We start from the raw sequence: 20,933 nt of genomic DNA on the forward strand, positions 1-20,933 counted from the left end.
TTCGCTCCAGGCCTGAGGAACCTTTGCCTGGAGCTGCACATGAACAATCCCTCGCGTCATGCCCTCAGCTTGGCGCCGCTGCCATGTCAGCCGGCAAAGTGGATGCCGCCGTGCTGCTCAACGAAACCGGCGCCCTAATAGGCGAACGCGGGGTGCACATCCTCTGGGCGACCAAGCAAGCCGCCAACGACTGGCCGTCCTCAAACGCTCAACTCAGCCATCAACCTTGAGACCCTGACTCATGAAACTGCCTGCTTCCCTCATCTTCGCCCTCAGCGCCCTGGCCCTATCCGTGAGTGCGGTGGCCGCCGAAACCTACGCACCCAAGCCCGACCCGCAACAGGGCGATGGCCGCGTGTCGGCCTTCTACACCTGGACCAAGATCATCCCCGCCACGCCCGGCAAACTGCTGCGCAGCGAACCGCTGGAACAAGCCCTGAGCTTGCCCAGTGCGGCCAGTGCGCAACGCATCCTCTACACCTCGCTGGACGGTATCGACGGCAAGACCCCGGTTGTGGTTTCCGGCGCGCTGTTCATCCCCAAAGGCAAGGCACCGGCAGGCGGTTGGCCGGTTGCCAGCTGGGGCCATGGCACGGTCGGCGTGGCCGACATCTGCGCGCCATCCTGGGCCGGGCGCAGCTACCGCGACGTGCAATACCTCAACCGTTGGCTCGAAGAGGGCTACGCCATCGTTGCCACCGACTACCAAGGCCTGGGCGTCCCCGGCGGCCACCCGTTGCTGAACAACCGCATGGCCGCCTACGGCATTCTCGATGCGGCCAAGGCTGTGGTGGCCGGCGTACCGGGGCTGGCCGACAAGGTGCTGATCATCGGCCAGTCCCAGGGCGGTGCCGGGGCGTTTGCCGCTGGCGCCTACGCGGCCACTTATGCGCCCAAGCTAGGGGTCAAGGGCAGTATCGGCACTGGCGTGATCTATACCGTGGGCCCGAAAAACGTTGGCGAGCAGGACCAGGACAAAGTCGACCCGGCATTGGCTTACGGCTTCTACACCCTGCTGGCTGCGCAACAGTATGACCCGAGCATCGACCCGCGCGACTTCTATACCGACAAGGCCCTGCCGCTGTTCGAGCAGGCACGTACCAGCTGCCTGTCATCGCTGGTCAGTGATGTGGTCGGCACCGGCCTGACCCCGGCCAATGCCAAGAAAGACTACAAGGGCGACAAGCTCAAACCATGGCTGGCACAGGTGTCGTACCCGACCCTGAAACTGGCCCAGCCGATCTTCATCGGCACCGGTGCCGAGGACAAGACCCCCGCCGCCGCTACCCAGGTAGCGCTGATGCAGGACGCCTGCAAGGCCGGCTCTGTGGTGCAGGGCCACTTGTACAAGGGCCTGGGCCACAGCGAAACGGTGAATGCCTCGCTGAAGGACTCGATCCCCTTCGCCCGCCAGGTCATCAGCGGCCAGCCAGTCACCCCCAATTGCAGCCCAAGCGTCCAGTAAGGAGGCCGCCCCATGAGCATCGAATTCTTCACCCGCCTGCCCTTGCACGGCGAAACCCAGTTCCTGCCCGGCGACCCGCGCAACCGCGGCGACTGGCATGCGGGCGGGGCGAGTACCGGGGCGGTGTCGGGGTTTGCCGTAGGTGATCACTTCACCTATATCGACTACCTCGGCCAGATCGCCCGCGCGGCGGAAATCAACGGCTTCGGCGGCGCGCTGATGGTCAACGCGCCGACCGGAGAAGAACCGTGGACGGTGTGCTCACTGCTGGCCCGGGAAACGCGCACGCTGAAGTTCGTCACCGCGTTCCAGCCCTACCACTACACCCCGTGGGTGGCCGTGCAGCAGGCCGCGACCTACCAGCGCGCTACCGGCAACCGCCTGGTGTGGAACATCATCAACGGCGGCTCGGATGCCATCCAGCGTCAGGTCGGCGACTTCGAGGGCCATGACGAACGCTACGCTCGCGCCACCGAATTCATGGACGTGGTGCGCGGCTATTGGCACAACGAGCAGTTCCACTACGAAGGCACCTATTACCGTGCCGAAGGCGGCGGCCTTCGCGGCCCATTGAAAAAGGCCGAACTGCCGCTGATCTGCACGGCCGGCTCGTCGGTGGCAGCGCGGGAATTTGCCGCCAAGCACGCCGACTTCTACCTGATGCGCGCCGAGCACCCGGACGAGATCGCTGCGCTGATCGACGACATTCGCGCCCGCGCGTTGAAGTGGGGGCGCACCGATATCCGTTTTGGCCTGTCCATTGACGTGATCACCCGCGACACTGAAGCGGCAGCGCTGGCCGAAGCCAAACGCTTCTTCGACGAAGGCGTGGCCAAAGGCACGGTCAAGGCCCGCGCGGCCCACGCAGGCCTGCGCACGGCACGCAAGCTGAGCTACGAACATGGCTACAACGACAAGGACGAGCAACAGGCCTTCGACGACTTCTTCATCCACCCCAATGTGTGGACCGGCTTCGGCTACATCGGTATCCCGCCGGGCTGCGCGCTGGTAGGCAGCTACGCCAACGTGGTAGCGCGCATCCACGAGTACCACGGCATCGGCATCGACCTGTTCTTCCTGGCCGGCTACCCGCACCTGGAAGAGGCCTACCGCATCGGCGAGCACATCCTGCCGCACTTCCGTGCGCAGCGCGCAGCCCTTGCCCGCCCGGCAACCGAACCCGTGCAGCTGCACGCCAGCAACGGAGCCTGACGCCATGGCCAGGGACGGTTTCCCATTGAGCCGGCGCAGCTTCCTTGGCCACGCTGGCGTGCTGGCCGGTGGTTTGCTGGCCGGCTGCGGCCCCGCCGACAGCCCAAGCCATGCCGTAGCCGACCAGCCGCGCCATGGCGGGCGCCTGCGTTTAGGCATCATCGACGGCAACCAAAGCGGCAACCTCGACGCCCACAAGCCCATCGGCAGCGGCATCGTGCGTGGCTTTGCGCTGTACAGCAAGCTGTGGGAATGGGACGAGCAGATGCAGCCGCGCCTGGCCCTGGCCGAGTTCGCCGAGCCCAACGCCGATGCCAGCAGCTGGACCCTGCGCCTCAAGCCCGGGCTGGAGTTCCACCATGGCAAGACCATCGACGCCGAGGACCTGATCTTTTCCATCCGCCGCCTCACCGACCCGCAGCTGGCCTCGCCCTATGCGGCGCTGCTGCACTGGGTGGACCGCGACAACCTGGTCAAGCTTGACGAGCGCACCGTACGCCTGAGCTTTCGCGACGGCCGCAGCTACCTGCCGCTGCCGGAGACCTGGGTCAACTTCGGCGGCATCGTGCCGGTGGACTACCACCCGGTCACTAACCCGGTCGGCGCCGGGCCTTACAAACTGAAAAGCTTCACCCCGGGCCAGCGCTCGCTGTTCACCCGCTTCGACAACTACTACAAACCCGGCAAGCCCTACGCCGATGAACTGGAGATCATCGACTTCAAGGACCAGACCGGCCGCCTGGCGGCACTGCGCGCCGGGCAGATCGACATGGCCAACGTGATGTCCACCGAGCACCTGCAGGTGCTGCAGGCCGACCCACGGTTGCGCCTGCTGAAGTCGGTGAGCGGCAACTGGCTGTCGTTCGACATGAACACCGCCAAGGCGCCGTTCAACGACCCGCGAGTACGCGAGGCATTCCGCCTGCTGGCCGACCGTGACGAGCTGGTGCGCCGTGCGCTGAATGGCCAGGGCCGTGTGGCCAATGACCTGTATGCACCCTTCGACCCCACCTTCGACCACAGCATTGGCCCACGCCCCTATGACCCGCAGCGCGCAGCGCAGTTGCTGCGTGAAGCCGGCCATGAGCAGTTGCAGGTGGAGCTGGTGACCACAGCCGGGCCGGGGCTGGCTTCGGCACTGGTGCTGGCCGAGCAGGCCCGGCGCATTGGCGTGACGATCAACGTGCGCCAGGTTGACCTGGCCACCTTCCAGGGTCCGCAACGGGATGACTGGACCCTGAGCACCGGTGGCAGCATCGGCGCGCCGTTCCTGGCCAGCGCGATTCATACCGACGCGCCGTTTGCCGTGGCCAACAAGACCCACTTCAACGACCCCGAATTCAGCCAGGCCTTTCTCGCCGCCATGGCCCAACCGGACCTGGAAAAGCGCAAGGCGCTGGTGCACCGGGCGCAACGCATCCAGTACGCGCGCGGCGGCATGCTGATCTGGGGCTTTGCCGACCTGCTCGACAGCGTCAGCACCCGCGTGGGTGGCGCGCAGGCGGAGCAGTCGCTGTTCAGTACCTGGCGATTCGAGCGTTTGTGGCTCAAAACCTGATCTCTGGGCCGGCATCGTTCTCTGTGGGAGCGGGCGCGCCCGCGAACCAGGGCAAAGCCCTGGCCATGCACCGCGGTGGATTCTTCGCGGGCATGCCCGCTCCCACAGGAACCGCGTCAGCGCCCCGCATCAACCTATAACCGCAGGCGCGGCTGCGCCCTCGTTTTTCCCCTATTCCTACTATCGGACGAGGCCCAGCCAATGCCCCGCGTTACCTTGCTCCACCCAAAATTCCAGCCCAGCGCCCTGGCGCTGGCCATCCTGGCCACCAGCACGTCATTGGCCCACGCCGAAGATACCCTGCTGCAAACCGTCACCGTGCAGGCCGAGCAGACCGACGACGACGCACTGCCCACTCGCCCGCCCGCCTCGATCTATGGCGGCCTGGAAGCCAAGGTGCTCGACACCCCGCGCTCGGTCACCCAGATCAACGCCGAACAGTTGGTCAACGACCCCATCCGCAGTTCCGACGACCTGGTCAAATACGCCCCCGGCATCACCCGAGGGGGTGGCCAGAACGCCGGGATCGCCCCGCAAATGCGCGGGCAGAACACCGAGGTGTTTCAGGACGGCCAGCGCGCCTACGGGGTTCGCCACCCCGCCAACTTCAACGCCTACGAAGGCGCCGATATCGTCGCCGGGCCATCGTCGGTGACCTATGGATCGGTCAGCGGCAGTGGCGGCTACGTCAACTACCTGAGCAAGAAACCCGACTTCAACCGATTCCGCACCAAGCTCAGCGGCGAAATCGGCAGCTGGATCCCCGATGGCGAATCACGCGATGCCACCAAGTTCAGCATCGACCACACCGGCCCGCTCACAGACAACCTGGCCTACCGGGTCAGCATCACCCGCCAGCGCCAGGAGGACTTCTACGACAACGTCGAGAACAACTTCGACGCCTTCTACGGCGCGTTGGCCTGGCGCAACGACAACGTGCGGGTGGACTGGAATGCCGCCTATGACGACTACTACGACTACAACATCACCCACGGCTGGAACCGCGCCACCCAGGACTTGGTCGACCACGGCAAGTACTACGCCGGCCGTGCCACGCCGATCATCCAGAACGGCAATACCCTGTGGTCGCCGGTGCTGTCCTCGGGCGCAGCCGACGCTCAGGTGCTCGGGTGGGTGCAACGCCAGCGCAATGCCCAGGGCCAGTACTCAGTGGTGGACGGCAGCTTTCAGGGCGCCTCGCCCAATACCCAGGCCAACCCCGGCAGCCTGCGCGGCTGGGTCTACGACCCGTCGCTGACAGGCAATGGCCTGACCTCGTTGTCGTCACAAACCGGCCAGCGTGCACAGGACGAAAACCGCTCACGGCGCTTTACCACGCAACTGCGCGTCGAAGGTGACCTGACCTCGTCGATCACCCTGGCCAACAGCACCTTTTACCAGCACTCCACCGATACAACCGACGCCGTGGGTGCGTTTCAGGTGCAAGGCAAGGACGATATCTTCGACAACCGCTTCGAGTTCCGCGCCCGTGGCCAGTGGCAGCTGGGCGAGCTGACGCTGGTCGATGACAGCAACAGCGGGCTGATCTATCGCCGCGAGCGCAACGAGTCGATCGCCGCCAACAACAGCTTTGGCAGCACCATCAACGCCTATGACCTGACCCTAGACCCCACCTTGAAAAACCCCGGTGACCTGCTCGGGCTCACCGGCCGCAACCCCGCAGGCGGCAACGCTGCGTGGATCGGCCAAGCCGGCGTGCCGCAGTTCTCCAGCTACTACGGCTGGCTCAACCTGCCGGCCATGTACCCGGCCGGGCATGGCCTGTATGCCGAGTCGGTGGCGCCGTACACCGCCGACAGCACCTGGACCACCAAGACCCTGTTCAGCCAGCACAACCTGCGGCTGGGCGAGCGCGTGGGCCTGAACGTGGGCGCCAGCCGCAGCTGGATCGATGCCCGTATCGAAAACCCCTTCGTGCTGCCCGGCGGCAACCCACGCAAGGACTCGGACAACTACCGGCTGTTCTCGGTGCAGGTCAGCCCCTATGTCAAACCCACGGAAAACAGCACGCTGTACTACACCTTCGACCGCTCGCTGGCGGTGAACACCGGCTTCTTCACCAACGGCCTGGGCTGGGGCAGCGGCACCGGGGCCAACCAGCTCAACCCGCTGGCCTTCGAGAGCCTGAGCGTGTTGCATGAGGTGGGTTTGAAAGTGGAGGCAGTGCCCGACCAGCTGTTCCTCACCCTGGCTGCCTACAAGCAGGCCCGCGACCAGTCGCCGGACAGCAACAACAACATCGCCCGGTTGATCGTCAAAGGGTGGGAGGCAACGCTGCGCTACCAGGACCAGAACCTGCGGGGTGGCCTTAACCTCAGCCGCATCAGCGCTTACAACGAGTTCACCAGCCAGGCCGGGTTCGCCTCGGCCGGGTTCATCCCCGACAACGGCACGGTATTCGGCGACAACAACAGCCTCAACCAGCGGCCATCCGGCAAATTCGATGCGGTGCAGATCCCTGAATACAACGCAGGCGGCTATGTCGACTACCGCTTCGATTCTGGGTTTGGCGTGGAGCTGTCAGGGTGGTGGACCAGCAGTTGGTACCTGAACCTGAGCAAGACGGTGAAAGTGCCGGACGAATACAACCTTGACCTGGCCGTTTACTACCGCCAGCCGCAATGGGGCGTGACGGTGCGCATGCTCAACGTCACCGACGAGCTGAATTTCGTCAGTGGCCTGGCCGGCTCTACCAACACCTTCCTGCAACCGATGCCGGGCCGGACCTTGTTGGCGCAGGTGGATTATCAGTTTTAGAGGTTTGTTGTCTGGGAGATCGAGCGCCGCCCGCGCGGGCGGCGCTCGATCTCCCAGGCGCCAAACTTCTTCAGACAAACCAACATCAAAACCGGGCAAGGCTCGGCGAGTGCGCCACCAGGTTGCGGGTATAGGCGTCCGCCGGCCGCTCCAGCACCTGCCCGGCACTGCCCTGCTCCACCACCCGCCCCTGGCGCAACACCAGCACGCGGTCGGCAATCGCCCGCACCACGCCCAGGTCGTGGGTCACGAACAGCAACGTCAACCCTTCGCCCTGCAAATGCCGCAACAGGGCCAGGATCGAGGCCTGCACCGACACATCCAGCGCCGAGGTGATCTCGTCACACACCAGCAACTGCGGTTCACAGATCAACGCCCGGGCAATCGCCACGCGCTGACGCTCGCCGCCGGAAAGCCCCTGCGGGTAAAGGTCGGCTACCCGTGCCGGCAATGACACCCGCGCCAACACCGCCTCGACCCGCTGCCGGGCCTCGGCACCGCGCACGCCAAAAAAGTGCGCCAAGGGCGCACTCAAGGTTTGCCCCACCGTTTGCCGTGGGTTCAGTGCCCGGTATGGGTTCTGGAACACATACTGAACCTGGCGCCGCAACCGTGCATCACGCTGCCGGGCAGCAAAAGCCAAGGGTTGCCCGGCATAGCGCATTTGCCCCTGCACGTTCTCGCCCAGCCCGGCTATGGCCCGGGCCAGGCTGGTCTTGCCCGAGCCGGACTCACCGACCAATGCCAGGCATTCGCCCTGGCGCACCTGCAGCGACACATCGAACAACACCTGGCGGTCATAGGCGACATCCAGGCCCTGCACCTCCAGCAGCACTTCGCCGGGTGCGGCCAGCGCTTCGACCCGCACCTCACCCAAGGCCGCATGTTCGTGCTCTGGCACCAGGCACGCCACCTGATGGCTGTCTGCATGCGCCAGTAGCGACGGCGCGATCACTGAACACTCCGCACGGCGCCGGCCGCAGCGCGGCGCGAATGCACAACCATCCGGGCGCTGCCCTGGTGCCGGTGCATGCCCGGCGATCGCCTGCAACGGCTGGCGCCGGGCTATGTCGGGAATGGCTGCGAGCAAGGCGCGGGTATAGGGGTGCGCAGGCATGCGGAACAGCACCTCGCGCCCGGCCACTTCCACCAGCCGCCCGGCGTACATCACCATCACCCGGTCGACCAGGTCACGCACCACTGCCAGGTCATGGGTCACGTACAGCGCCGCCACGCCCTGGCCACGGCACAGACGCTTGAGGGTTTGCAGCACATGGGCCTGGGTGGTCACGTCCAGCGCGGTGGTGGGTTCATCAAGCACGATCAGCTTCGGTTTCAAGACGAACGCGAGGGCCAGCATGACCCGCTGTTGCTGCCCGCCGGACAGTTGATGCGGAAAACGCCGCAGGAAGGCGTCCTCATCGGGCAAACCCACATCCCGCAACGTTTCGCCGACACGCAAGCGCACGGCATCACGCGACAGTGCAGGCTGATGCGCCAGCAGGGTTTCACCCAGCAAGGCACCGATGCGCAGCGCGGGGTTAAGCGCCGTGGCCGGGTCCTGGGCCACGTAACCGACCAGCCCGCCACGGGCCAGGCGCAACGCTTCGCCTTCCAGTTCGAGCAGCGACTGCCCGGCCACCTGCACTTGCCCAGCCACAATGCGTGCGCCCTGCCGGGCATGGCGCAGCAAGGCCGTGGCCAACGTGGTCTTGCCCGAACCGGACTCGCCCACCAGGCCAACGATCTCCCCAGCCGCCAGGCTGAAAGAAACCTTGGCCAGCACATCGACCTGCCCGGCCAGTTCTACCCGCAGGTCACTGACCCGCAACACTTCACTCGCAACATTCAACGGCGCGTTCATGGCTGCTTCTCTCCTATCCGTGCACTGGCCCGTCCAATGCCTTCGGCCAGGATGTTGGTGCCGTAGGCAAACACCCCGATGAGCAAGGCAGGTGCCAGTACCGCCCAAGGCTGTACCAGCAGGCCTGCCTGGTTTTCGTTGATCATCAGGCCCCAGTCCGCAGCGGGCGGTGCCACCCCGTAGCCCAGGAAACTCAGGCCCGACAGCATGCCCACCGCCCAGGTGAGCATGTTGCCGAAGTGCACCAACAGCGGCGTGAGGATGTTTGGCAGGATTTCCTGAAAGAGGATGCGCCAACGCGGATAACCCATCATCTGCGCTGCCTCGACGAACTCCTGCCCTGCCACCGCCACCGCGCTGCCACGGGCCAGGCGGATGACGCCGGGCGTGAAGGCGATGGCCACCGTCAGCACGATCAGCCACGGCGCCCGGCCGAGCATGGACACGATCAGCAGCACCAGGATCAGGTCCGGGAACGCCAGCGACACGTCGGCCGCCCAGCTGATGGCCTGGTCCAGGCGCCTGCGCGAGAACCCGGCCAACAGGCCCAGGCTACCGCCGACCAGTAACGCGAGGGTGGCCGCCGCCACCGACATCCACAACACCGACAGGCCGCCAGTGAGCAACCTCGACAACAGGTCATGGCCCAGAAAATCATGCCCCAGCGGTGCCCCGGCAGCTGGCGGGCCATACACCGGCCCAACCATTGCCGTGGGCGCATGCGGCGCCAGCCAAGGGCCGAGTGCTGCCAGCAGGGCTACCAGCAACGTGATCACTGCGCCGCGCCGTACCTGCGGGTCGGCCAGCCAACGCGATTCAATCATGGGTCGCCTCCTGGGCAGGGGTGCTGCGCGCGCGGCGCCACCACGGGCGGATACCACGCCGAACACGGCGGATCATCCGCACCCGGCGTGCAGTGCGCAGCTTGGGGGTAAGCAATACCGTCAGCAGGTCGGCCAGCAGGTTGATCAGCACCACCGCCAGGGTGATGACCAGCACCACGCCCTGGATCATCGGCAGGTCGCGCATCTGGATCGCCGCGTTCAGCGCGGTGCCAATACCCGGGAAACTGAAAATGACCTCGGCCAGCAGCGCACCACCGACCAGCGTGCGCAGGGTCAGCGCCACCCCTTGAATGGCCGGGGTCAGGGCATTGGGTAAGGTATGCCGCCAGACGATGCGCCGCTCGGCGATACCGCGCAGGCGCGCGGCAATCACATATTCGGACTCCAGCGCCTCGATCATCGAGGCGCGCACCATGCGCGTGAGGTACGGCAGTGCCGTCAGGCTCAGGGCCAGCACCGGCAGCACCAGCGACGGCCACTGCCGCCACAGCGGCAGCTGCGGGTCGAGGATCGATACCGCCGGCAACCAGCCCATGCCGGGCATGGAGAACAGCAGCACCAGGCCGATGGCCAACAGAAAGCCCGGTGTGGCCTTGAGCAGGATCAACGCCGACAGGCTCCAGCGGTCCAGCCGGCTGTCGCGGCGCAGGGCCAGGCTCACGCCCAGCAACAGGGCCAACGGCACCACCAGGGCGAGCACCCCGGCCAGCAAGGCCAGGGTGTGGCCCAGGCGGCCGAACAACAGCTGCGCCACCGGGACCTGGGAATCCAGCGATATCCCCAGGTCCCCGCGTAGCGCAGCGCCCAGCCAGCGTAGGTACTGCACCAGTATCGGCTGGTCGAGGCCCAGTTGCCGTTGCAGGGTGAGGATGCTTTCCAGCGGCGCATCAGGGCCAAGAATCACCCGTGCAGGGTCCGAGGGCAGCGCCTGGGTGGCGATGAACACCACCAGGCTGATCACCCAGGCGGTCAGCAGCCCGTAACCGAGGCGGCCGATGAACCAGGCCAGCCAGGCCGGCGTGCGGGGCGTGTGTCGGGTATCAGGCATTGGGGTTCAACCAAAGTTCGTCGAAGCGCCAGGAGGCGAAAGTGGTCTGTTCCGGCGTAAGTCCGCCAACCTTGGCCGACGCGGCGTCGAGCACGTCGGAGAAACCCCAGATCAGCAGCCCGCCACGTTCGTGCTGGATGGCCTGGGCCTCATGCACCAGGGCCTTGCGCTGCGCCAGGTCGGGCTGGGCCAGCGCCTGCTGGTACAGTTCGGTGAAGCGCGGATCGTGGAAGTTGCTGCGGTTGTAGATGGCCTGCGGCGCATCGTTGTGCAGTGCCGAGGCGAGAAAGCCGCGCGCTGGGGTCGAGCCCGGTGACAGTTGCCATTGCTCACGTTGCGGGCCATTGAAGACGGACCCGTCCACCTGATTGACCTTCACTTGCACCCCGGCCTTCAGCGCCTGCTGGGCAAACACCAGCGCGGCGTTGACGCCGGCCCCAGGCGTGGTGGTCAGTTCGACGCGTAAGTCGTCCTGCCCCGCCTGACGCAGCAGCGAACGGGCCTGCTCCAGGTCGTACGGACGCTGGGCAATGGCGTGGTTGTAAGTGGGGTCGTGGGGCGAATACAGGTCGTTGGCCACCCGGCCAAAGCCATTGAGCCCACGCGCCACCAGTTCCTGGCGGTCGGCCAGCAGGCGGAACGCCTGGCGCACACGCACATCCTGGAACGGTGCCTTGGCCAGGTTCAGGTTGAAGCCGGTGAACGAGGTGGTCGGCGAGGCATACAAGCGCAGCCGCGGGTCGGCCTTGAGCAACGCGCTGTGCTCGGCCTGCACGCCACTGGCCACGTCGATCTGCCCGGCGCGCAGGGCGGCGGCCCGCGATACCTGGTCCTTGAATTCGATGATTTCCAGCTCGTCCGCATAGGGGCGGTTGGGCTTGTAGTAATGCTCAAAACGGGTGTAGAGCGAGCGCTGGCCGGGGATGAAACTTTTCAGCCGATACGGCCCCGCCCCCACCGGGTTGGTCACCGGGTGGTAGTCGGTGGGCACGATGCCGCCGAAGCTGATCAGCGTTTCATCGAGTGGGTAGAAGCTTTGGCCCTGCTTGAAGCGGATCTCCACGGTGCGCTCATCCAGCTTGCGCAGCGCCTGGCGATCGATAGCGCCGACCAGCCCTGCGAATGGCGAAGCCAGTTGCGGGTCAGTCAGCCGCAGGATCGAGAACAGCATGTCGTCGGCGGTGATGCTTTTGCCGTGATGGAACTCCAGCCCCGGCTTGAGGCGGATGGTCCAGGCGCTGGCATCGGCATTCGGCTCGGCAAACTCGGCCAGTGCCAGGCGCGTGCTGACATCGGCATTCCACTCCCAGAACTTGGCGTAAAGTGCCCAACCGCGAATGATGCCGCCGCCTACCGGCTTGTGCGCATCGAGGTTGCCGGCCTGGTCGCCGTCGATAATGCCCACCCGCAAGCGCCCACCGCGCACTGGCGTACCTGGCAGCGCCGCACTGGCCACTGCCGGTGTGCCATTGTCACAGCCGCTGAGCAGCCCGCCGCCGAGCAGCAGGCCGCCACCGACAGCCAGGCTATTGCCGAGAAACACCCGGCGCGAAAACAGCTCGCTCATTACCTTCTCCTTATGCCGGCTGCACGGCAGCCGGTTTGCTCGCCGCACCCAGGCGCGGTACGTCGAAGCCGTGATCAAGGTCCAGCAACGGGAACAGTAGGTCGGCCACCCTGTGCGCCTCGTCGATCAGCGGGAAGCCCGACAGGATGAACGCCGAGGTGCCCTGGGCTTCGTATTCACGAATACGCTCGGCCACCTGCTCGGCGCTGCCGACCAGGTAAGTGCCGGCAGCCGGGCCGAGGATGTTGAAGCCGAACAGGCTGGGGCCCAGCCAGACGTTGGGGTAGATCTCCAGCTCGCGGGCCGTGGGCAGACGCCCGGCGCGGATGCTGTCGAGGTTGCGCTGAATGCGCGGGTCGTCGCTGACATAGCTGTCGAAGGTCTGACCGGGAGGCAACTGGCGTTCGATGGCCGCGCGCGCGGTGGCCAGCGAGGTGCGCTGCAACAGGCGCTCGGCGTGGGCCCAGGCTTCCTCCTCGGTCTCACGCACGATCACCTGCAGGCGGGTGCCGTAGGTCAGCTCGCGGCCGATCTTCGCCGCCTCGGCGCCTACCCGGCGGAACTTGTCGCCCAGCTTTTGCGGGGTGTCGGCGAAGCTCAGGTACACATCCAGCAACTGCACCGAATGGGCTACGCCCGGTGCCGAGGTGCCTGCGCCCCACAACGGTACGCCGGGCTTTTGCTTCGGTGGGTGCCAACCGCCCAGCGGGTGATGGGCAGCCGCTGGCGAACGGGGTGAAAGCTTGACGTAGCGGCCATCGTAGCCGGCAGTTTCGCCTGCGTAGAAGCTTTGGAAAGCGCGCCAGTACTCCAGGCTGAAGTCGTAGCGTTCATCGTGCGGGTAATGCACGCCCAGGATGGCTAACCCTGCGTCGTTGCCGTTGACCACGTTGAACAGCAGGCGGCCGTTGGAGAACTGGTCGAAGGTGAGCGCCCACTTGGCCAGCACTGCCGGCGACAGCTCGCCGGGGTGCTGGGCAACCAGGAAGCGCAGGCGCTTGGTGGCGTCGATCAACGCTGCCGACACGGCCAGGCTTTCGTTAGGGCTGGAGCCGAGCAGCGAGCCGTAGAAGCCCAGGCGGTCGGCGGCGATGGCCAGTTGCTTGAGGTGTTCGAAATCGGTGTGCCAGCGGCCTTCGGGTTCCCAGGGATAGGGGCCGTCGGGGGTGGTGAGGTACCAGAGGATTTTTACTGCCATGGGGTGGGGTCCTTGTCTTTGGGTGGCGTTCAGGGGCGCACAGCGCCCCAAAGATCAGCCGCGTCGGTCGATGCCTGGCACCAGGCCCAACTCAGTAGCGCGCTCATACAACCCGCTCATCTTCCATTGCTGGGTCAGCACTCCCGGCCCGTAAGGGCGCGACCCACCCAGGGCATCAGCCAGCAATTGAATCTGCGCCCCCTCCTCCAGCAACAGGATGAACTCCGCCGTGGCGCGCAACCCCTGCTTGCCCCACACCGTGGAGCCGCCGTTAGCTTCCAGGATCGCCAGGTTGAATGGGTTCTCGGCAATTTTGTCGAGGATGAAATCCACCTCGGCCTGACGCCGGTCGATGTACACCGGCAGCTCGCGGGCCAGCTGGTAGCGCTGCACCGGCACGTAGTGGAACGGCAAGGTGCGATGGGTTTGTGCCCAGGCACCCAGGTACGGGCTGTGCACGTGTGACACGGTGGTGACATCGGCATGGGTCTGGAACAGCTTGGTGTAGCGGCCCAGGCCGCCTTTGCCCTTGCCGACGATGACGTTGCCGGAAAAATCAGTGACGGTGGCCTGCACCGGCTTGCGGTGGTTCCATGGCCCGCCGTAGTTCACCGATACCAGCAGCTCTTCACCAGGCACGCGCTCGATGAAGCCGACGGTGCCATTGGCGGTGATGGTGTTGGTTTCGCGAAATACGCTGAAGGCCGCTTCGGCTTCGGCCACCACCTCGTCGATGAAGGTTTGCAGTTCGGCAGTGACGGGGCGTTCGTTGATCAGTACGGTCATGTTCAATCTCCAGTCAGGTCAGGCGCGGCGCTGGGCCCGCAGTTCATGGGCAGCTTGCAGAGGCCGCGGGTCGACCCAGTCGGCGATGTCGAAATCGGCTTCGAGGAAGCCGTGCAGGTACAGAAAATCTTTTTGTGTGGCGAGGAAGGCCAGGCGTTGCGCGGACAGGTCCGGGGCCAGGGTGGTGTGGAAGTCGCCGCGATAGGCCTCGGCTACGCCCTGGCTGCCGGCGCGGGTTTCTTCTTCGAGGATGCTGTTGAGCGCGGCGCGGTTGCCGGCTGCCCACTCGGCGGCACGCAGCGTTTGTGCAAGGAAACGCACCACCAGGTCGAAATGATTGTCGAGCAGGCGCTGGTGCACGGTGATTGGCCGCGGCGTGCCGTTGTTGATGCGGTGGCGCGGGTCGGGCAGCAGATCGAGGTCGACGCCGACCACCAGCCCCAGCCGGCGCGCAGCATCGGCAGCGGCCGCGCCCTTCACGTACACCGCATCGACTTCACCGCGCGCCAGGTATTCAAGCCCCGACCACAGCCGTTGCAGGCCCAGTTGCGGGGTGGCAGCACCGGCCTGGTCGAGCAGCGCTACCTCTACCAGTTGCACGTCATCCAGGTGCAAGCCTGCCGAAGCCAGGGCGCCTTTGTAGCCATGCAGGCTCATGGCCCGGGCAATACTGCCAGGCCGGGTATCGGCCCAGGCCGGCAGCGCCAGGCGCTTGCCACGCAGGTCGGCGGCGCTGCGAATGCCGGAATCCGGGCGGACCAGAATGGTCTGCCATTCCTCGATCCAGGTCAGGCCGATCAACCGGCTGGGCGAGCCGGCCGCACGGGCAGCCAACGCCGGCACGTTGCCGCCTTCACGAAACAGCCCGGGCAGCTGATGATCGTAATGGTGGTGGCCAAGCTGGCGGGCCTCCTGCAGGGTCGAGACTGGCAGGCCGTCGGCAGCAAACTCCTGCTCCAGCCAGCCGAGCTTGTAGGCGATGCCTGAGGCAGTGGGCACGGGGCAGCGGGTGAACCAGATACGCTCCAGGGCGGACGGGTCGTCTGCCAGGCGTTTTGCGATGGGGGTTGCGAGGGTCATGGGGTGGCTCCTTGGGCGTCGTGAAGGCAGCATTGCAGTGTGCGTGCCAACCGCTGGAGGCCTTGATTTACGCGGGGTTTGCCTTTGGTTGCGGGCGCTGTTTGCTGGGCTGGGAGCAGGATTGCGGGCGGGGTGCTGCCAGATCAGCAAGGGAGGTGTTGCTGGAGCAGCAAAAAGTAGTGGAAGCCTTGCAGGATGGGGCCTGCGGAGGGCTGGCAAAGATATTGCTCAAGGGGTTGGGACCGCGGTGTGGCCATTCGCGGGCATGCCCGCTCCCACAAGGGCCAGCACAACCCTCAAGGGCAGTGCAGGTCCTGTGGAAGCGGGCAAGCCCGCGAAGGAGGCGCACTGGCCCCCTCAGACAAACCCGAGACCCCTCAATGAGCGCCATAGAACCCTCCCCCGCCCGCCGCCTGACCAGCGAGACCGAGGCCATCGAAGTAGCCCGCCAGGTCGCCGCGCAAATCGCCGAACTGGCCGCCGACCCGCGCAACAACGGCCAGCTCCCCCGCCGTCAGGCCGAGCTGTTGTCCAGCAGCGGCCTGACCGCCATCGCCGTACCCGCTCAGTTCGGCGGCCTGGGTGCTTCGGTACAGACTGTGGTCGAAACCGTACGCCTGGTCTCCACCGCCGACGGCGGCGTCGGCCAGCTGCTGCAGATCCACAACGTGATGCTGCGCGGTATCTTTACCGGCTACCCGGATGACGTGCGCGACCGGCTGATTGCCGATGTGCTGGCCGGCAAGCGCTTCGGCAACGCCTTGGCCGAAGTCGGTGGCAAGAACAAGTTCGCCCTCAAAACCCGCGTCGAGCGCCGCGCCGATGGCCAGTGGCTGCTCAACGGCAGCAAGTTCTACTCCACCGGTTCCTACCTGGCCGAATGGATCTCGCTGACCGCCGCCAGCGAAGACGGTGGCGTGGGCGTGCTGTTGCACCGCGACACCCCGGGGCTGACCCTGGTCGATGACTGGCAGGCCTTCGGCCAGCAGAACTCGGTGAGCGGCACAGTGAACTTCGACGACATCGTGCTCGACGAGCGCTACCTCACCCGCCGCAGCGGGCCGATGAAACGCACCGGCCTGACCTTCCCGCAAATCCTCCACGCCGCCATCGACACCGGCATCGCTGCGGGCGCCTTGCAGGCGGCTGTCGAGTACCTGCGCGAGCATGCCCGGGCCTGGGTAGAGAGCGGCGTCGAACGCGCCAGTGACGAGCCGCATGTGATTCGCCAGATTGGCGAGTATGCCGTGGCGCTACGCGGCGCCGAGTCGGTGTTGCGCGAGGCCGCGCTCGTGTTCGACGAACACGAGCGCGACCCCGAGAACAAGGCGCTGCAGGATGAGCTGATCTTGTCGGTAGCAACTGCCCGGGCGCATTCCGATGCCGCATCGCTAAAAATTTCCAGTGACCTGTTCTCGCTGCTGGGGGCCAGCGCTTCGCTGAGCAAATGGAACCTCGACCGTTTCTGGCGCAATGCCCGGGTACACACCACCCACGACCCGATCCGCTGGCGGCTGCACAACGTGGGCAACTACTACCTGAACGGGGTCGACCCGGGTGAGTACACAGCAGTGCTCAATGCCAAGGAAACCCAAGGCGCTACTCGCCGTTGAAATCGTTTGAGGGCCGGGGGCGCGTTGCGCCCCTTTCGCGGCACAAGGCCGCTCCTACAAGGGGCGGTGTCGCATTCTGATCGAGCACTTACATGAACCACCCGCTTCTTCGGGCATTGGCCATCTACCGGGAAATGCCTTGGCGTTTCGCGCTGGTCACGGCCTTGTACATCGCCGGCAACCTCGGCCTGGCCTGGCAGCAGTGGCTGATCGGCCATGCGGTCGATGATGTCAGCACCGGCCGCGCCGTGCAGCGCCTGGCCGACGGCAGTCTGGACGCCAGCGTGGGCTGGCACTGGCTTTGGTCGCTGCTGGCCATCGCCCTGGGCCGTGGCCTGCTGCAATATGCCGCCGCCGTGCTGTCGCTGGTACTCAGCCAGGCCCTGCTCACGCGCCTGCGTGAACGCATCCTCTGCCAGGTGCAGCGCCTGCACCTGGGGTATCACTGGCAACACGGCATGGGCGAACTGGTTACCCGCACCACCCGCGATGCCGACAAGGTGCGCGACGCGCTGATCACCTTCTGGCGGCAGATCATCGATACCCCGCTGGTGGTGATTGCCGCCGTGGGCCTGCTTGGCTGGTACGACCCGCTGCTGGGCCTGGTGCCCTTGCTGCTGACCGGTGCCGGGTTGTGGCTGTTCGTGGTGCAGACCGACCGCCTGGTCACGCTTGACCGCGCCGTGGGCGCCGCCTACGACCAGGTCAGCCAGGACCTGGCCGAAGGCATCGGCGGGGTGCGGGTGATCAAGGCGTTTGGCCTGGAACAACAACGCATCGCCCGTTTCGCCAGCCAGGTCGACGTCTTTAGCAGCCACGCCCGCGCCGCCCTCGCCTACGCCAGTTCGCGTATCCCGCTGCCACAGGCCGTAGTGGCGCTGGGGCATGTGTGGATCCTGGTGTACGGCGCCCACCGTGTGGCAGCCGGCGCGCTGGGCATCGGCGAGCTGGTGACCTCGCTGCTGGTGGCGACCACACTGGTGTTTCGCATCGAGGGCATTGGCCGGGTGATGCAGACCTTCGCCGATGCCCGGGCCAGTGCCGAACGCATCTGGCAACTGCTGGACGAACGCCCGGCCATCGTGGGCGGCCACGCCACCCTGCCTGTCGGGCCGCTGGGGTTGAAGCTGAACCAGGTGCAGGTGGGTGCCATTGAAGCTGGCCGGCCTGTTCTGCAAGGCTGCTCACTCACCCTGAGGCCCGGTGAAGTGGTGGCGCTGGTAGGCGCCACCGGCACCGGCAAGAGCCTGCTGGCCAGCCTGCTGCCGCGACTGACCGATGTGCAGCACGGCCAAGTGCAGGTCGGTAGCGAGGCCGGCGGTTGGCACGACGTACGTGACCTGGACCTGGCCGACCTGCGCCGCCGTGTGCAGGTGCTACCGCAGGAGAGCTTTCTGTTCTCCGACAGCCTGGCCAGCAACTTGCGCCTGGCCGCGCCGCAGGCCAGCGACGCCCAGTTACGAGAAGCGTTGCGCCTGGCCGCCGCCGAGGACGTGCTGGAGCGCCTGCCCCACGGTCTCGACACGCCACTGGGTGATCGTGGCGTGACTCTTTCTGGCGGCCAGCGCCAGCGCCTGTGCCTGGCCCGGGCACTGCTTGGCGCGCCCGACATCCTCTGCCTGGACGACGCCACCAGCGCCCTGGATGCCTTGGGCGAGCGCCAGGTGCTGCATAACATCCGCCGCCTGCACAGTACAGGCAGCCAGGGCCCGACCTTGCTGCTGATTACCAGCCGCCTTTCCACGTTGCTGTTGGCCGACCGCGTGCTGATGCTGGAAAACGGCCGCATCAGCGCCAGCGGCAGCCATGCCGAGCTGAGCGCGCACAACGCCCATTACCGCGACCTGCTGGGGATCGACCATGAATGATGTGCAGCACGCCCCTGCCAGCGATATCGACATCGAGCAACGCCTGGCTCGCCAGGCGCTGGACCGGGGCATGTTCCACCGCCTGTTGCCGCTACTGCGGCCCATTCGCCGGCAAATCGTGGCAGTGATCGGCATCGAGCTGCTGCTGGTGTTCACGGTTTTCCTGCGCCCATGGTTCGTGCGCGAACTGCTGGACAGGGGCCTGGTGCCCAGCGCCGACCATTGGCTGCTCGACGAACGCCTGGTGCTGTGGCTGGGCCTGGGCCTGGCAGCCAGCTGGCTGGGGCGTTTTCTGCTGGCGGGTGTGTCGCAGTTCATTGCCGGGCGCGCGGCGATCGGCGTGCTCAATGACCTGCGGGTTAACGTGTTCGCCCATGTGCAGGCGCTGTCGGTGAGTTACTTCGACCAGACCCGTGCCGGACGCATCATTGCCCGTGCCGACCGTGACGTGGACGCGCTGGAGCCCTTGCTGGTACAGGGCCCGCCCGAGCTGCTCGGCGCCTTGCTGCGCTGTGGCCTGGCGGCGGTGATGTTATGGCAAATCGAACCCGGCTTCTTCTACAGCCTGGCGGCCACGGTACCCCTGCTGGCCGTGGCCACCTGGCGCTTCAAGCGGGTGTCGCAGCGCAACTGGGCCAAGGTGGCCGAGCAACGCAGCCGCTTCACCGCGCACCTGGTGGAAAGTGTCAGTGGCGTGCGGCTGATTCAGCAGTGCGGCCAGGAGCAGACCAACCAGGCACGCTATCGCCGCCTGCTGGAAGACTTCAACCAGGCACTGATACGCGGCAGCCTGCGCGCTGGATGGTTCGCACCGTTCACCGCGTTGCTGAGCACCACCGGCATGGCCGTATTGTTGCTGGTCGGTGCCCATGGCCTGGCAGAGGGCAAGGTCACGGTCGGCCAGGTGGGTGAGAGCCTGTTCTATGTGTTCCTGTTCCTTGGCCCGTTGCAGGAGCTGTCGGACCTGTTCGAACGCTACGCCACCGGCAGCGCATCCGCCCAGCGCATCTTCCTGCTGCTCGACACCCGGCCACAGGTGCTCGACCCGCCCGCGCCATATGCTCTGGCCAGGGCACGCGGCCAGGTGGACTTTGACGCGGTCGGTTTTGCCTATGTGCCGAACAGCCCTCGGCCAGTGATCGACGGGCTGAACCTGCATATCCGCGCCGGTGAAGTGCTGGCCATCGTCGGCCCCTCGGGGCATGGCAAGAGCACCCTGGTGCAATTGCTGACACGCTTCTACGAAGTGCAGCACGGCGCGGTGAAACTGGACGGCATCGACCTGCGTGCGCTGGCCCAGCACGACTTGCGGCGCAACGTGGGTGTGGTGCTGCAGGACAATGTGCTGTTCAGCGGCAGCATCCTCGACAACCTGCGCCTGGCGGCACCGGCTGCCGACGATGCGCAGTTGATAGCTGCAGCCCGTGAGTTGGGCGCCGACGAGGTACTGGAACGGCTGCCCCAGCGCTACCACACCGAAGTCGGCCCGCTGGGCGCGCACCTGAGCCATGGCCAGCGCCAACTGGTGTGCCTGGTGCGGGCGTACCTCGCCGACCCGGCGGTGCTGGTGCTGGACGAAGCCACCTCGGCGGTGGACGTGCACACCGAACGGCGCATACAGCGTGCGCTGCGCCGGCTATGCCAAGGGCGCACGGCGATCATCATTGCGCACCGGTTGGCGACTATTCGCGATGCGGACCGGATTGCCGTGGTACGGCACGGGAAGGTGGTGGAGCAGGGAACGCATGCCGAGTTGATCGGGCGAAGTGGTGCTTATGCGGCGCTTTACGACGCGTATCTGCGCAGTGCCGGGGAGGTTGTGGCCGAAGTGTAAGACTTGGGGTCTGCAGCGCTTGGGCGATCGAACGCCGCTCGCGCGGCGCTCGATCTTCCAGCCACCACATCACCCAAGCCCTACACCTAGCGGCCCTCATGCTGCTTTCCCAGCATCCACTGCTGCCCGATTGCTGCCACAGCAGCACCCCTCACCCAGCCGCCCCCGCAACCCCCACCCCACCGGCCCTGCGCCGTCCATGGCACAGCCATTGCAC

14 protein-coding genes and 1 pseudogene are annotated in these 20,933 nt (G+C 66.1%); 8 read left to right on the forward strand and 7 right to left on the reverse strand.

What is annotated here, in order from left to right; translation table 11 throughout:
• Positions 1-62 precede the first annotated feature (62 nt).
• From FHW75_RS07170 to FHW75_RS07190, 5 genes and pseudogenes are all read left to right on the forward strand, one after another.
• Positions 63-194: pseudogene (locus tag FHW75_RS07170) on the forward strand (nitrate ABC transporter substrate-binding protein); the annotation flags it as partial.
• A 47-nt stretch (positions 195-241) separates the two neighbouring features.
• Positions 242-1,465: a lipase family protein gene (locus tag FHW75_RS07175; RefSeq protein WP_019097984.1), complete on the forward strand. Its 1,224-nt coding sequence runs from the start codon at positions 242-244 to the stop codon at positions 1,463-1,465.
• A 12-nt stretch (positions 1,466-1,477) separates the two neighbouring features.
• On the forward strand, positions 1,478-2,677 hold the full coding sequence (locus FHW75_RS07180) for an LLM class flavin-dependent oxidoreductase (protein WP_025754351.1): 1,200 nt from the start codon (positions 1,478-1,480) through the stop codon (positions 2,675-2,677).
• Positions 2,678-2,681: 4 nt separating this feature from the next.
• The gene (locus FHW75_RS07185; RefSeq protein ID WP_027615706.1) at positions 2,682-4,235 is read left to right on the forward strand and encodes an ABC transporter substrate-binding protein; all 1,554 of its coding nucleotides are present in this window, start codon (positions 2,682-2,684) and stop codon (positions 4,233-4,235) included.
• 201 nt (positions 4,236-4,436) lie between these two features.
• Complete coding sequence (locus FHW75_RS07190) at positions 4,437-7,013, forward strand: TonB-dependent receptor plug domain-containing protein (protein ID WP_183673404.1); 2,577 nt, start codon at positions 4,437-4,439, stop codon at positions 7,011-7,013.
• Positions 7,014-7,098: 85 nt separating this feature from the next.
• On the opposite strand, the gene FHW75_RS07195 is transcribed toward FHW75_RS07190, so the two are convergent.
• Genes FHW75_RS07195 through FHW75_RS07225 form a run of 7 tightly spaced genes read right to left on the reverse strand, consistent with a single transcriptional unit; the run spans position 7,099 to position 15,401 of the window.
• The gene (locus FHW75_RS07195; protein WP_183673406.1) at positions 7,099-8,877 is read right to left on the reverse strand and encodes an ABC transporter ATP-binding protein; all 1,779 of its coding nucleotides are present in this window, start codon (positions 8,875-8,877) and stop codon (positions 7,099-7,101) included.
• Positions 8,874-9,701 (reverse strand): ABC transporter permease, encoded by an 828-nt coding sequence (locus FHW75_RS07200; protein WP_025754354.1) that lies wholly within the window; start codon positions 9,699-9,701, stop codon positions 8,874-8,876. Before FHW75_RS07200 ends, FHW75_RS07195 begins: the two co-directional genes overlap by 4 nt.
• The gene (locus tag FHW75_RS07205) at positions 9,694-10,770 is read right to left on the reverse strand and encodes an ABC transporter permease (protein ID WP_027609695.1); all 1,077 of its coding nucleotides are present in this window, start codon (positions 10,768-10,770) and stop codon (positions 9,694-9,696) included. Before FHW75_RS07205 ends, FHW75_RS07200 begins: the two co-directional genes overlap by 8 nt.
• Positions 10,763-12,337, reverse strand: coding sequence for an ABC transporter substrate-binding protein (locus FHW75_RS07210; protein ID WP_161751192.1), 1,575 nt, complete (start codon positions 12,335-12,337; stop codon positions 10,763-10,765). The genes FHW75_RS07205 and FHW75_RS07210 overlap by 8 nt, the downstream gene beginning before the upstream one ends.
• A 10-nt stretch (positions 12,338-12,347) precedes the next feature.
• On the reverse strand, positions 12,348-13,535 hold the full coding sequence (locus tag FHW75_RS07215; RefSeq protein ID WP_027615710.1) for an LLM class flavin-dependent oxidoreductase: 1,188 nt from the start codon (positions 13,533-13,535) through the stop codon (positions 12,348-12,350).
• A 54-nt stretch (positions 13,536-13,589) separates the two neighbouring features.
• Positions 13,590-14,321: a class II aldolase/adducin family protein gene (locus tag FHW75_RS07220; protein ID WP_183673409.1), complete on the reverse strand. Its 732-nt coding sequence runs from the start codon at positions 14,319-14,321 to the stop codon at positions 13,590-13,592.
• Positions 14,322-14,339: 18 nt separating this feature from the next.
• Positions 14,340-15,401, reverse strand: coding sequence for an ABC transporter substrate-binding protein (locus tag FHW75_RS07225; protein WP_019097617.1), 1,062 nt, complete (start codon positions 15,399-15,401; stop codon positions 14,340-14,342).
• Positions 15,402-15,781: 380 nt separating this feature from the next.
• Here FHW75_RS07225 and FHW75_RS07230 point away from each other — a divergent pair, with 380 nt between their 5' ends.
• The 3 genes from FHW75_RS07230 (at position 15,782) to FHW75_RS07240 (ending at position 20,716) form a co-directional block, all read left to right on the forward strand.
• Complete coding sequence (locus tag FHW75_RS07230; protein ID WP_025754358.1) at positions 15,782-17,014, forward strand: acyl-CoA dehydrogenase family protein; 1,233 nt, start codon at positions 15,782-15,784, stop codon at positions 17,012-17,014.
• 92 nt (positions 17,015-17,106) lie between these two features.
• Entirely contained in the window at positions 17,107-18,882 is a 1,776-nt protein-coding gene (locus FHW75_RS07235) for an ABC transporter ATP-binding protein (RefSeq protein ID WP_019097615.1), read from the forward strand.
• A complete protein-coding gene (locus FHW75_RS07240; protein ID WP_183673411.1) occupies positions 18,875-20,716 on the forward strand; it encodes an ABC transporter ATP-binding protein in 1,842 nt (613 codons plus the stop codon). The genes FHW75_RS07235 and FHW75_RS07240 overlap by 8 nt, the downstream gene beginning before the upstream one ends.
• Positions 20,717-20,933 lie beyond the last annotated feature (217 nt).

It is taken from the genome of Pseudomonas sp. OG7 (assembly GCF_014192825.1).
Lineage (GTDB): Bacteria > Pseudomonadota > Gammaproteobacteria > Pseudomonadales > Pseudomonadaceae > Aquipseudomonas > Aquipseudomonas monteilii.